A 13,145-nucleotide genomic window follows, 5' to 3' on the forward strand; every position below is an offset into this window, starting at 1 on the left:
CAAAAAACGCCGCCCCCAGAGGCGGCTTTTTTGCGGCTAAAACAGTGGTGTCCGCGGCGGGATTCGAACCCACGGCCCCAGGATTCATACCACTTCAGTTTTCACTGCCGTTGCACTTATATTATGCAACGTTCGTGGTCTGGACTGTCCCTTTGCCCTAAACCTGAATAATCAGGTTGTTAGGCACTGCCCGTCCAGTCTCTACACCTTCCTTAGTTTATAAAAACATAAGGCTTGGCTCGGGATTGGCATAATCTGTTTTCCAGATTTCAGCGTTCCCCGACTTTGAGCAGATTCACTATAATGTTTCCAATTATAGTGCCCAATTAAATAGGAATCCTGTGCTCTATCCTGCTGAGCTACGCGGACACACGCTTTTCGTATACTGAAAGAGATTGTTCTGAACAAGAGAGAAAACAGGCGAGGACTATCGTCGTGCCTGCATGGCTGCACGAGCCGTTAAAGTGGAAACATACCGCCTGCAAAGTAGAGCATCGGGGCTGCCCGTTTGTTTGCAGGCATATTCCAGTGCCTGTGTTTCTTCTACCGCTTTGGTAAGAGCCAGCAAGGACCACAATTCTAAAGCTCTGTTAAAACTTGATGTGCGTTTAAAAAAAACAGGGGGCCGAAGCATTTTAATGGCATCACTTCGGCTTATGCCTGCCGCCATGGCTGCTTTTACACGGCGCAGCCGGTGCAGATGCGTGAGGAAAGAGCGTGCAATGGCAATGGGGCTTGTATCCTCTCCTAAAGCTCTTTCCAGTGCTGTATCTGCAGCAATGCGGTTGCCTTCTGTTGCGGCAAAGGCTGCGTCTTCTAAGGAAACGCTTCCAGCATCACCGCTACTGGCACGTACATCATCCAAGCTGAGGGTGCCTGTATCACCTGCGTATAAAGACAGTTTTTCTATCTCGCTGCGTGCTGCTGCACGGTCAGCACCAAGGCGACTACTCAACCAGTGTAAGGCATCTGAGGCAATACGCACATTATGTTCCGCCAACATGCGCGTAATGGAAGATTCCAGATTGCGGCCTTCTTCGGGGTAACAGCCAATGCTGGCACAGTGCGCGTGTTTTTCCAGAAAGCTGCGCAGCTTTGAGCGTGATGAAAGACCCGGCGCTTCCAAGATAACAAGTGTATCACTGTTTTGTGCCAGAAAAGCTTCTAACGGTTTAAGAAGCGCGTCAGATGCATCACGCACGCGCACCACACGTCGCCCTCCCATAAGGGAAAGTGCGGTGGCTTCTTCCATGAGCTTGTCGTGTGATTCACGGTCCAGAACAGCAACTCGGAAAGGATCATCTGCAGATCCCGCTATTTTTATAACAGCGTTCTGGGCACGCTCTTTTATCAAGCCCGTATCTTCTCCATGCAGGAGAAGAATACGCCATGCTCCCGGATCATTCAGAACACGCGCGAGATTGCGGGCATCTATTTTCATGTGAAAGCCAACTTAATACTGGCTTGGTCCACCACGCCCGGTTGCCATATCCGGTATGGCGTCAGCACCTTCCTGCTCCATGGGCACTTCTTTGTCAGATTCTGGCATGGCTGTTGGAATGGGATAAAATGCTTTTGGACCCTGATCACGAGAAACAGCAGGGGTAGCCTGTGTACGCAGCCAGGTGGAAACCTGTTGTGTAATCTGTTCGCCCAAAGTTTGAGCAACGCGGCCAATGGCTGTTTCATTATTCAATGTCTGGGCAAAGTACTGTTCGTACGTGTTGGTATAACCATCCATAGTGGTGGTATCACCCTGCGCCAATAATTTAGGGTTTTGCTCTACAGTAAGTAGCTGCCAATGCGCATGGGCAGTAATACGGGTGCGCCCGGATGTGTTATCTGAGTGAATGTCGATAGCTTCTGCATTGAAGGATGGCATTACAATCAGAGTATATTTATGTGGGTCTTCCGGCCCATCAGCCGCCATCTGCTGTTGCAATGCAAGCCGAAGCTGCTGACCAGAACGTTCTGGTATATTGGCAACGTAAATTTCTTTCAGTTCTTCATTCACGTTGACGTTGTTTTTCCCGTTTTCTCCATACAGGGGCTGAAAGCCACAGCCGCTCAGGGCCACTGGCAGCACAACCAAAGGTGCAGCCGCCAGTGCAAAACGTAAGGAGCGTAAGAGAAAACGGGAATAAGCCATCAGCCTGCCGTTACAAAGTTAACAATACGGTTGGGAACATGTACGCGTTTGACAATGCGCTTACCTTCCAGAAGTCGGGCCACGTTGGGCTCGGCCTCTGCGCGGGCAATAACTGTTGCCGCATCTTCATCCGGTTGCGCTTCAATCGTGCCACGCAATTTGCCCATAATCTGCACAGCAATAGTAATTTGTGTGGCTGTAAGCAGATCAGGCTCTGCTTCTGGCCAAGGTTGCTGGGCTGCCAAACCGGCAGAGGGCTTAACCAGAGCAAACATTTCTTCTGCCAGATGCGGCATCATGGGCGCGCAAAGCAGGCACAGAACATGTGCGGCTTCCCGCCGCGCAAAAGCCATGCCGGAAACGGTTGCAGATTTTTCGGCTTCGGCCAGTGCAGACGTTAGCTCATGAATACGGGCAACTGCCACGTTAATGGCAAAGCCTTCCAGAGCCTCTGTTACAGCCGCAATGGTGCGGTGCGTGGTGCGGCGTAGCGTATCAGCCTGACGGTCAATGTCTGCGGGGCATTCTGTTGTGGCGGGAATATCCTGCGCAACTGTGCGGATGGTACGGAACAAGCGTTGGCTAAACCGGGCAGCACCGGCCACGCCAGCTTCCGTCCATTCCATGTCACGCTCAGGTGGGCTGTCAGAAAGCACAAACCAACGTGCGGTATCAGCACCAAAGCGTTCAATAATAGCAACAGGTGCCACCGTATTCCGCTTGGATTTGGACATTTTTTCCACACGCCCAACGGTTACGGGTTCTGTGGTGCCGCGTTTTACATAACCATTTGCCGTGCGTTCCACTTCTTCTGGATACAACCAGTTGCCAGCAGAATCCTTATAGCTTTCATGGCTCACCATGCCTTGGGTGAACAGTCCGGCAAAGGGTTCATCCACATCCAGATGCCCCGTGCGGTGCATGGCGCGGGTGAAGAAGCGCGCATACAGCAGATGCAAAATGGCGTGTTCAATACCACCAATGTACTGGTCAACAGGAAGCCACCCGTCTGCTGCGGCTCTTACTGTGGGGGTTGGTGCATGTGGTGCCGTAAAGCGGGCAAAATACCAAGAGCTATCAACAAACGTATCAAATGTGTCTGTTTCCCGCGTGGCAGGCTTGCCACATTTGGGGCAGGTTGTGTGCTTCCATGTTGGATGATGGTCTAGCGGGTTGCCGGGTTTGTCGAAAGAGACATCATCTGGCAGTTCAACGGGCAGTTGTTCATCTGGCACGGCCACCGGGCCACAATCTGCACAGTGAATAATGGGGATGGGGCAGCCCCAATAACGCTGGCGGGAAACACCCCAATCACGCAGGCGCCAGTTAACCACGCCTTGCCCTATGCCAAGATCTTCCAGCCGGGAAATGGCTTCTTTCCGGGCTTCTTCAGTAGAAAGACCATCAAGAAAGCCGGAGTTGATCATGGTGCCATCACCCGTATAGGCGGTGTTGGTGATGGCAAAGTCGGCCTGATCTTTGCCTGCAGGCAACACAACGGGGGTGACAGGCAGGTTATATTTATGTGCAAAGTCCAGATCACGCTGGTCACCGGCCGGGCATCCAAACAGAGCGCCTGTGCCATAATCCATCAGCACAAAATTGGCGATCCAGACCGGGAAGCTTTTATCCATAAACGGATGGTTAACCCGCAAGCCAGTATCAAAGCCGCGTTTTTCGGCAGTTTCCACGGCTTCTACAGATGTGCCGAGGCGGCGGCATTCCGCCACAAACTCTGCGGCCTGAGGATTCTGCTTGGCTGCCCACGCCGCAAGTGGGTGATCTGGCGCAATGGCCAGAAAGGACATGCCGAACAATGTATCTGGCCGGGTGGTGAACACTTCCACCGCGTTCAGGTTTGCATCAAGCCCGGCAGGCGGTTGATGCAGCGAGAAGCGTAGCTTGGCACCTTCTGATCGGCCAATCCAGCGTTCCTGCATGGTGCGCACGCGTTCTGGCCAGCGATCGAGTGACTTCAGCCCATCCAGAAGGTCTTCAGCAAAGTCGGTGATTTTCAGGAACCATTGTGAAAGCTGCTTTTTCTCAATGGGTGCGCCAGAACGCCAGCCTTTACCGTCAACAACCTGTTCATTTGCCAGAACGGTCTGATCAATCGGGTCCCAGTTTACCCAGCTTTCGCGCCGTTCAACCAGCCCAGCTTTTAAAAAATCCAAAAAGAGTTTCTGCTGTTTGCCGTAGTAACTTGGCAGGCAGGTGGTAATTTCTCTATCCCAGTTGAGAGAAAAGCCCAGCCGCTGCAAAGTGCCACGCATGGTGGCAATGTTGTTCAGCGTCCATTCCTTGGGGTGCACACCCCGTTCACGCGCTGCGTTTTCTGCGGGCAGGCCAAACGCATCCCACCCCATGGGATGCAGTACAGAAAAACCACGTGCCCGCTTATAACGGGCAATCACATCCCCCAGCGCATAGTTACGCACATGCCCCATGTGTAACTGTCCAGACGGATAGGGAAACATTTCCAGCACATAATATTTGGGTTTGTTTGCTGGCGGAACGTCAGGAACAGTAAAAATATTGGCGTCTGCCCAGGCTTTTTGCCATTTGGGCTCTACCGTATTGAAATCATAGGATGTGGGCGTGCTGGAAGACTGGGACATGGGTATTTTGTGTCTGAAACCTGATGAAAGGAAATGAGGGGAAAGATAGCGGGATAAAATCAGCTATCCCGGTTACCGTTATCGGCCCGCAACTTACGTGCGCGGGAGAGAATACGTGCTGCAATATCAGAGGCGGTATTGGGCGCGGGAGGGGTATCCACCCATTCATCCCCCTGTTTGATCTGGCGGAACACGCTCAGGCGCAGGGCATCGGAGCGCAAGCGCTTGTCCAGAATAAAGGCGGTTACCTTAAAGCGCTCATCATGCGCGGCAGGGGGAGTGTACCAATCTGTCAGGATAATACCGCCCTCGGCATCTGCCGTGGAAACAGGCAGGAAGGAAAGGGTATCAAGAGTGGCGCGCCACAGATAGGCGTTAACGCCCCCTTTAAGTTCGGCATCGCCACCAGATGCGCCGCGGTCTTCGGCCAGTAGATGGTTGCGCGGAGCTGTCAGACCATTGTCTGACCGATCTCCCGAAGAGCATGCGGCTAACAGGCCAATACCTGCAAATGCGGTAAGCAGAGTGCCAGTGCGGCGAAACGCGGCAGGCGCGTGGCTGGCGGCGGGACGACAGGGCATGAGACGACGAAGCATGGTGTCGGTACGGCTCCTTCAGCGCTGGGTATCCGTGTTTCCCGGTCGCCTTTGCAAATGTTCAGGTCTGGCTTCGGGGTTAAGAGGTTCTTCTGCTTATCTCATATCCTTTCAGTTCTGTCCCGCCAAGCATTTGCTGGGAAGAGATGTGCCTGTCCGGTATTAAAACTGTAAGTGTGGGGGAACCGAGGATCGCGCATGATAGCAGGCAAGTATGCGGCACAGCGCAGCGCGTAATGTTCAAGAATACTGTTATGTTCTTGGCTAAAATGAAGTGTTGAGAAGTCAGCGTGTCACAGCAACACAGTTTAAACCCTGCTGTTTCAAAGACATACAAATTGTATCTGTCTGTGCGGAAGGTAACCCTGCCAAGCGGGAACGCCATACGGATTGCCCACTATTTTTAAGGGAGACACGGTCTATACGGTCAACAGCACTTGCCAACGCGGGTGTGGATTGATGTGCAATCTGGATAGCATGCTGTGCTCTTTCCTGCGATGAAAAAGCACCAATCTGGATAATGGCATTGCCATTTGTGGGGTTTTGTTGCCAGACCATTGCAGGCCCGGACATCGGCACAGTGTTAACTGCCTGATAAGTGGCCGTTGTGGGCTGCATTTGGGTGTTATCTTCTGTTGATACTGCAATGGCGCTGTTGTCAGCAGTAGAAGGCGCTGAAGGCTCCATAGTGTCAGTAAGGGGGGGCGCAATACCCGGGTTTGCAATGGTGGCTACCTGCTGTTGAGGGGGTGTAACAGTGGGTGCGGCCGTGGCAGGTGGCTGTGTATTGGCAATAGCAATCGCATTGGCCGGGCTTAGGGTGTTAGGCACCGGATCATTCAGATGCGGAGAAACAGCCGCCAGATAGGCTTTGGCATAAGAAGGCAAAGCCGTATGGCGCGTGCGATGATTTTCCATGCATTGAGGGCCACAGCTATAGGCTGCCAGAAAATCGGGGGAACCAAACCGGTCATAAAGTTGGCGGATATACCCGCTGCCCGCCATAATGTTGTCGTGTGGGTTGTAGGGGTCTGACCCCAGTTGATAGCGTTTGGCCAGTTCATGATAAGTGTCTGGCTTGATCTGCATAAGCCCAACGGCTCCATGCACAGAGCGTGTCAGGTGCCCATGCATATATTGATGGCCCCCGGATTCCTGCTGCATAACGGCCCGGATCCATGCCTGTGGGATGGAAAAACGTGTGGAGGCTTCCTGAATGTAAGGCCCCCATTTATCTACGGCAGGGCCAGGGGGATTATAGCTGGAACGTGGCTGACTGGCGCAGCCGGCCAGCATGGCAAGGCTGGCAAAAGCTATTAAAAACCGCTTTTGCTGACGCAGAAAGACAGGCAAAGAGCACTCCATACGCACAGACATGTGGCTTATGGTGCGCTGAGCGCCTGCGTGATGCAATGCTGATTTTAAGCGAAAAAAAGCAAGGGGATATTTTACGGCGTTTTATCTGCTTGCGCTGTCATTTTACGCATCAGATCTGGATTGGTGCGCCGTATCTGCCCAGCCCGTAAAACGCTGGCTGTAGAATAGGAGGGAGAGGCAGCCCATTCTTGCAGAAACTGCAAGTCAGATAGGCTATCTCGTAATTTGCCTTGGGCGGAAATGTTTGTGTTCTGGTGTGTCATGTCTAGTGCAGTGTTGGGTTTACGCAGCATGGCGTAGATCCTGTGATTGTCCTGTATTTGGTGTTTGCTTTGGGCTGTGCTGCAGAAGCAGACAATGTTGCCCATTTTCTGGAAAACTGGTTTTCCCTAAGGCAACAGGATTATGTCAATTTCAAGAACAGAAGTTTAAAATAACTTTTTATCGCAGAGTTTTGAGTGAACTTTTCCTTAGTATTAAAGATTTTTTATTCTGGCTTTTTGAATATCGTTGCCCAAGGCTTCCAATGCTTGTCGTAAAGGGCCTTCCTCCAATTCGGGGAGAGAGCATGTTCCCACTGTTGCAGAGTGTTTTCTGCGTGGGGGGCGCGGGCGTGTGCCTGCTGCCGGGTCCTGCACAAAACGCAGGCGGCTTACCAAGGGCTCTCCACACCAAGTGTTAATGCGGGCAATCAGCGTATCGCCCAAATGCTGAAGCTCCATGGCAACAGGGCCTGCGCAGGCAATGGTTAATGTGCCGGCAGAGAGTCGGCGGGGGCTTGTCACGGCGGCATGAGCGGGGCCGACTACCTCTGGCCACTGGCTCATCAATATAGCTCCGGTTGGGGAACGACGGCGAAATGCCGGGGCTGTTACAGCAGGCAGGAGCGCGGCAAGGCTGCGAAGGGCTCTGGCACGTGGCGGAGAAGCGGTGTCCTGCTTTTGGGGATTACGGCGCGGATTACGGCTTTTGGGGGATGTGATCTTGCTGCCGTTGGCTTCCTTCTTCATAACTGCCTCCGTGACACATCCATCAGCCCACGCATTGCTTCATTGGTATGATCGCCACCGCCGTAGTCTGCCGTGGCGTGTTGTTGGTCAATCTCATCCAGATCCTTATCGGGTATGGCTGAGCGAGATCATGCTACAGCAGACCACTGTTAAAGCGGTGGCGCCATATTATCTACGCTTTACAGAAAAATTTCCCACCGTGCAGGCTTTGGCCAGTGCTGATCGGGACGATGTTTTGGCGGCATGGGCGGGGTTGGGTTATTATTCCCGCGCTCGTAATCTGCATGCTTGTGCGCAAGCGGTGGTGGCGCTTGGTGGGTTCCCGCAAGATGTTCAGGGCCTGCGGGCTCTCCCCGGCATTGGGCCATATACGGCTGCTGCAGTGGCGGCTATTGCCTTTGGGGTGCCTGTGGTGCCTGTGGATGGGAATGTAGAGCGTGTAACGGCACGCCTGTTTGCCATTACGGACCCGCTGCCGCCTGCCCGTAAAAAACTGGCTCAACTGGCGATGACTCTGAATGCGGATTCCGAAGCACAGGAACGCCCATCCGATTTTGCGCAGGCTCTGTTTGATCTGGGGTCTTCTCTTTGCTCACCGCGGGCACCTGCCTGTGGTTTGTGCCCGTGGCACGGCGAATGTGCAGGTTACAAACAGGGTATTGCGGCCGAATTGCCACGTAAATTGCCTAAGGCAGAGCGGCCCGTACGTTATGGTGCAGCATTTCTTGCGCAAGATGCTGCGGGGCAGATTTTGCTGCGTAAACGGGCCGAGAAGGGGCTTTTGGCCGCCATGACGGAACTGCCTGGTACAGACTGGCGCTTAGAAAAATGGAATAAGGAAGATATTCTGCATGCAGCGCCGTTTGTAGCAGACTGGCAACATGCAGGGCGTGTTAAGCATGTGTTTACACATTTTACTTTATATCTGGATGTGTATGCGGTGCGGGTGCAGCATTTTTCCAACCATAGCGTAAGCGATGGTTTTTTTGGTGCCCGCAGATTGCGTAAAGGCCACGGCACTGCCTTCTGTTATGCTAAAATGCTTTGAAAAAGGTTTGGGCTGTTTGAAAGAAAAGAAGTCATAAACATGGTTTTTCATCACATTCCGCCTCAGCCGCATCATGCACAGGCTGCGCCGCGCGTTGGCATTCTGCTGGTTAATCTGGGTACGCCGGATGATACGGGGTATCGGGCTGTGCGCCGCTATCTTTCCGAATTTCTGTCTGATCGCCGGGTCATAGAAGGGCCTCCAATTCTTTGGCAGCCAATTTTGCAGGGGGTTGTGCTCACAACCCGCCCGCGTAGGAGCGGGCAAGCCTATGCGCGGATATGGAACACGCATCAGGATGAAAGCCCATTACGCACCTATACACGCCATCAGGCGCAGGCATTGGCTGAGCGTTTTTCAGCGCAAAATGTGCCTGTTGCATGGGGTATGCGTTATGGCACGCCTTCCATAGAGGATGCTGTGCGGGAGTTGCTTGGAAAAGGGTGTGATCGCATTTTGTGTATGCCACTTTATCCGCAGTACAGTGCCACAACAACAGCAACAGCAAATGACCAGCTGTTTCGTACGCTTATGAGTTTGCGTAATCAGCCCGCCATACGCACGCTTCCTTCATTCCCGGATAATCCCTCTTTCATTGAAGCCATTGCAGATTCCGTGCGCTTGGCAGAGGCGGAAGCCGACATTCCTTTTCAGGTGGTTGTGGCGTCTTTTCATGGGTTGCCAGAGGAATATGTGCGGAAGGGTGATTCCTATCTGGCAGAGTGTGAAAGAACCGTTGTGGCTTTACGCAAGGCTTTGGGGCGCGATGAAACAACTCTGCCGATGACATTTCAGTCCCGGTTTGGGCCAACCAAATGGCTGGAACCCTATACAGCACCATTTATTGCCGGGCTGCCCGCAAAAGGCATTACAAGCATTGCCGTTGTAACCCCTTGTTTTATGGCAGATTGCCTGGAAACATTAGATGAAATTGGCAATGAAGTGCGCGAAGAATTCATACAGGCGGGCGGGCAGGAGTTTACATTGGTGCCATGCCTGAATGATACGCCTGCCAGTATTGATTTGCTGGAAGCTTTGGCGCGGAAGGAGCTTGCTGGCTGGCTGTAAAATTCCATTACAGCGCCAGCTGGCATGTAGGGAACTTTTTGTGGATTTAGCTCGCTGAAGCCTGAGCGGGCTTTGGGCGTGGAGCGGGCGTTTTGTCTGGAAACAGGCATGGGGCTTTTGCATTGCAGCGCCAGCATTCGGGCTTTCTGGCCTTACAAACGTATCTTCCCTGCAAAATCATCCAGTGATGGGAGGGTTGGATCATTTCTGGCGGAATGCGGGCTTCCAGCGTTTTTTCAACAGCTTCCACTGTTTTGCCGCGTCCCAGCCCGGATCTGTTGGCCAAGCGGAACACATGTGTATCCACGGGCACAGTCGGTTTATGGAAAGCGACATTCAGCACCACATTTGCCGTTTTGCGCCCTACACCGGCCAGTTTTTCCAATTCCTCACGCGTGTCGGGCACTTCGCCCTGATGTTCTTCCACAAGCTGGCGCGAAAGTTCGACAACATTTTTGGCCTTGTTGCGCCAGAGCCCAATGGTACGAATAAGTTTGCCAACTTCCTCCTCCCCCAATTCAACCATGGCGGCAGGGGTAGGGGCAGCTTCAAATAAAGCCGGGGTGACACGGTTGACGGAGGCATCTGTCGCCTGAGCCGAAAGCACAACAGCAACCAGCAGTGTAAAGGGTGTTGTGTAAAGCAGTTCTGTTTCAGCATCAGGCCATGCAAGGGAAAGATCCGTCAGAAAGCTGTATATTTCATCCGGTGTCATATCTCGTGGCGCAATGGTGGCAGATGCGCTGCTTTTGGCTGCCGTGGCTGTTTTCTTGCTGGCAGCACGTGGCTTGTGCGCGGGTTTATCTGAACTGATCTGTGCTGGGGGGGTTGGTTTTTTGGCCATATACTCAGTGTAACGTGTCTGGCTATCAGACGTCTATGCTGATGCGTATTCCGGGTTTGCAGGGGCTTATGCCACAGGATACACAGCGCATCGGTTTTTATTTTTCAGGTTTTTATTTATGTCCCAAACTTCAGAAAGTCATGTCGAATCCGGGCGTAAGGCATCGCTTTTTATAGATGTGCTGAAGTTTGTGGTGCGGTGCTGGGTGGTGTTTCCAGTGCCTTTGAGCATAACGGTTGGCAGTATTCTGGCAGCAACTGTTGCAGATGTGCTTATGCCTCTGGCTGCGGGGCGGTTGGTAACGGATGTTTCTGTTTCTGCCGCACAGGCGGGCAAAGCGCATGATGCCTTATGGATGCTGGCTGCCATGGCGGCATGCGGCTTCGGGAATGTGTTGCTAAAACGCTATGCTTATTTGGGCATTACACACCTGACCACACAGGTTATGCAGAAAATAGGGGCTGAAGCTTTTGCGCATGTTCAAAAGCTTTCCACAGAATGGCATGCCAACACGTTTGCGGGTTCCACAGTACGGCGTTTAACACGCGGCATGTGGGCAGTGGATATGCTGGACGATACGTTGCTGCTGATGTTGATACCAGAAGCGTGTCTGCTGGTGCTGACAACCTTGGTGCTGGGGTGGCACTGGCCCTTTATGGGCGCCATTCTGGGTGTGCTTTCCCTTTTGTTTATTGCGTTGTCATGCACCTTAACCCTGCGTTACGTGGCGCCTTCTGCACGAGCTGCAAATGCGTGGGATAGCCGCGTGGGGGCGGCTTTGGCAGATGCCATAACCTGCAATGCGGTTGTAAAGGCGTTTGGCGCAGAAAAGCGGGAAGAAAGCCGCTTGCAAGCACTTATTTCCCAATGGCGGAAGGCGACCATCTACACATGGTCCAAGGGTACGGATAGCGCCAATATTCAGGCTGCAGTTGTTATGTGTATGCGGCTGATCCTGGCTGGTGCGGCTGTCTGGCTTTGGTGGAAAGGTCAGGCGGGCCCGGGCGATGTTGCCTATGTGTTGACCATGACATTTTTGGTGCAGGGATATTTGCGCGATATTGGGCAGCAGGTTTCTGTTGTGCAGAGATCCGTGAATGAAATGGAAGAACTGTTGGCGCTATGGCACACGCCTGCAGCCGTGGTTGATCCGGCAAACCCAATATCTTTGCAAGTACGTGCTGGGGAAATTTGCTTTGAGCATGTCTCATTTCAATATCCGGGGCAAGAACGGCCCCTTTTTACAGATCTCTCTGTGACGGTTAAGGCCGGTAGCCGGGTTGGGTTGGTAGGGCCTTCCGGTTCGGGGAAATCAAGCTTTATTAAACTGCTGCAACGGTTTTATGTGCCTCAATCCGGTAGCATTCTGATTGATGGCATAGATATTGCGCGTGTGCGTCAATCTGATTTACGGGCAAAAATTGCCTTGGTGCCGCAGGAACCGATTTTGTTTCATCGCAGTCTGGCAGAAAACATTGCGTATGGGCGGCCAGATGCCACCCCAGAGCAGATTGCGCATGCAGCCCAGTTGGCAAATGCCAGTGGTTTTATTGATAGGCTTCCCGAAGGATATAAAACACTGGTGGGTGAACGGGGTGTGAAGCTCTCAGGCGGAGAGCGCCAGCGCATTGCCATTGCCAGAGCTTTTTTGGCGGATGCCCCCATACTGGTGCTGGATGAAGCAACAGCCAGTTTGGATTCCGAATCTGAAGCATTGGTACAAGAAGCCATGGAGCGTTTGATGGCTGGCCGTACAGTGCTGGTGGTGGCGCACCGTCTGGCCACTGTGGTGGGGCTGGATCGGATTCTGGTTTTTGAGCATGGGCAGATTGTAGAAGATGGAACACATTCTGCGCTGGTCCAGCAAAACAACGGGCTTTATCGCCGGTTGTATGATCTGCAGTCTCTTTAATGCGCAAGTGGCGCAGGTATTTCTGTATCTTGCGCCATTTTGTATTGAAAGGAGATATGTCTATCTCTGGCGAAGGGGAATTCCGCCTAACTGACGTGCCTGCGTGTGTCTACATGGTTCAAAAGCCCACAGAAATCTAACATTTTCCTCTGTTTGGTAAGAGTGCCATCTACGTGTCCGTACTGTAGTAGGTTGAGAGATAAACGGTGTCTGGAGAATTTCCACTGAACTCTGGTTCAGCAGAAAGGCTCAGTTTCCTTGGTTGTTGCAAGCATCTTCACTTATTCAGATGATCCCATCTGAATGGGATCTGCTCTTGCAGATCCGCCGAGCGTTATGTTTCCAGCCGGATCGCCCGGCGAAGAGATACTCACTTGCGATGATGCCGCTTCGGTTCGCACGATGGGAGGTAGACACCCGCCGTATCTTCAAAACGATCCGGATGCGCCATAAGAGGCATGGATACGACATCGTCGCTCCGATGGTCAGTATAGACGAACGTCAAATAGTAAGACTGAGCCTT

The 13,145-nt window shown here is 52.7% G+C and carries 10 protein-coding genes and 1 pseudogene; 3 read left to right on the forward strand and 8 right to left on the reverse strand.

What is annotated here, in order from left to right:
* Positions 1-427: 427 nt before the first annotated feature.
* The 7 genes from holA to CSR02_RS09035 form a co-directional block, all read right to left on the reverse strand.
* Positions 428-1,441 (reverse strand): DNA polymerase III subunit delta, encoded by a 1,014-nt coding sequence (gene holA, locus CSR02_RS09005; RefSeq protein ID WP_099541399.1) that lies wholly within the window; start codon positions 1,439-1,441, stop codon positions 428-430.
* Between the two features lie 12 nt (positions 1,442-1,453).
* Positions 1,454-2,149: an LPS assembly lipoprotein LptE gene (gene lptE / locus CSR02_RS09010; RefSeq protein ID WP_042787898.1), complete on the reverse strand. Its 696-nt coding sequence runs from the start codon at positions 2,147-2,149 to the stop codon at positions 1,454-1,456.
* Positions 2,149-4,767 (reverse strand): leucine--tRNA ligase, encoded by a 2,619-nt coding sequence (gene leuS, locus CSR02_RS09015; RefSeq protein ID WP_099541401.1) that lies wholly within the window; start codon positions 4,765-4,767, stop codon positions 2,149-2,151. Before leuS ends, lptE begins: the two co-directional genes overlap by 1 nt.
* A gap of 59 nt (positions 4,768-4,826) precedes the next feature.
* Positions 4,827-5,363: a DUF3576 domain-containing protein gene (locus CSR02_RS09020; protein ID WP_099541402.1), complete on the reverse strand. Its 537-nt coding sequence runs from the start codon at positions 5,361-5,363 to the stop codon at positions 4,827-4,829.
* 285 nt (positions 5,364-5,648) lie between these two features.
* Positions 5,649-6,740: a lytic transglycosylase domain-containing protein gene (locus CSR02_RS09025; protein ID WP_099541404.1), complete on the reverse strand. Its 1,092-nt coding sequence runs from the start codon at positions 6,738-6,740 to the stop codon at positions 5,649-5,651.
* A 71-nt stretch (positions 6,741-6,811) separates the two neighbouring features.
* Positions 6,812-7,033: a hypothetical protein gene (locus tag CSR02_RS09030; protein WP_099541405.1), complete on the reverse strand. Its 222-nt coding sequence runs from the start codon at positions 7,031-7,033 to the stop codon at positions 6,812-6,814.
* A 183-nt stretch (positions 7,034-7,216) separates the two neighbouring features.
* Positions 7,217-7,750 carry a DciA family protein gene (locus tag CSR02_RS09035; protein WP_099541407.1) on the reverse strand — a complete coding sequence of 178 codons (534 nt, stop codon included), beginning with the start codon at positions 7,748-7,750 and terminating at the stop codon, positions 7,217-7,219.
* Between the two features lie 10 nt (positions 7,751-7,760).
* Between CSR02_RS09035 and mutY the strand changes: the two are divergent.
* Positions 7,761-8,835 (forward strand): annotated as a pseudogene (gene mutY, locus CSR02_RS09040) (A/G-specific adenine glycosylase).
* Between the two features lie 2 nt (positions 8,836-8,837).
* The gene (gene hemH, locus CSR02_RS09045; protein WP_099541408.1) at positions 8,838-9,866 is read left to right on the forward strand and encodes a ferrochelatase; all 1,029 of its coding nucleotides are present in this window, start codon (positions 8,838-8,840) and stop codon (positions 9,864-9,866) included.
* Between the two features lie 46 nt (positions 9,867-9,912).
* Here hemH and nth read toward each other — a convergent pair whose 3' ends face one another.
* Positions 9,913-10,710, reverse strand: coding sequence for an endonuclease III (nth, locus tag CSR02_RS09050; protein WP_099541410.1), 798 nt, complete (start codon positions 10,708-10,710; stop codon positions 9,913-9,915).
* Between the two features lie 118 nt (positions 10,711-10,828).
* Here nth and CSR02_RS09055 point away from each other — a divergent pair, with 118 nt between their 5' ends.
* A complete protein-coding gene (locus CSR02_RS09055) occupies positions 10,829-12,622 on the forward strand; it encodes an ABC transporter ATP-binding protein (protein ID WP_099541412.1) in 1,794 nt (597 codons plus the stop codon).
* Positions 12,623-13,145: the final 523 nt, after the last annotated feature.

The sequence above is a fragment of the Acetobacter pomorum genome (assembly GCF_002738225.1).
Taxonomy (GTDB): Bacteria; Pseudomonadota; Alphaproteobacteria; order Acetobacterales; family Acetobacteraceae; genus Acetobacter; species Acetobacter pomorum.

Bases quoted from the DNA above. Each gene is read 5' to 3' on its own strand.
- holA (WP_099541399.1), bottom strand. From the start codon at position 1,441: ATGAAAATAGATGCCCGCAATCTCGCGCGTGTTCTGAATGATCCGGGA.
- lptE (WP_042787898.1), bottom strand. From the start codon at position 2,149: ATGGCTTATTCCCGTTTTCTCTTACGCTCCTTACGTTTTGCACTGGCG.
- leuS (WP_099541401.1), bottom strand. From the start codon at position 4,767: ATGTCCCAGTCTTCCAGCACGCCCACATCCTATGATTTCAATACGGTA.
- CSR02_RS09020 (WP_099541402.1), bottom strand. From the start codon at position 5,363: ATGCTTCGTCGTCTCATGCCCTGTCGTCCCGCCGCCAGCCACGCGCCT.
- CSR02_RS09025 (WP_099541404.1), bottom strand. From the start codon at position 6,740: ATGTCTGTGCGTATGGAGTGCTCTTTGCCTGTCTTTCTGCGTCAGCAA.
- CSR02_RS09030 (WP_099541405.1), bottom strand. From the start codon at position 7,033: ATGCTGCGTAAACCCAACACTGCACTAGACATGACACACCAGAACACA.
- CSR02_RS09035 (WP_099541407.1), bottom strand. From the start codon at position 7,750: ATGAAGAAGGAAGCCAACGGCAGCAAGATCACATCCCCCAAAAGCCGT.
- hemH (WP_099541408.1), top strand. From the start codon at position 8,838: ATGGTTTTTCATCACATTCCGCCTCAGCCGCATCATGCACAGGCTGCG.
- nth (WP_099541410.1), bottom strand. From the start codon at position 10,710: ATGGCCAAAAAACCAACCCCCCCAGCACAGATCAGTTCAGATAAACCC.
- CSR02_RS09055 (WP_099541412.1), top strand. From the start codon at position 10,829: ATGTCCCAAACTTCAGAAAGTCATGTCGAATCCGGGCGTAAGGCATCG.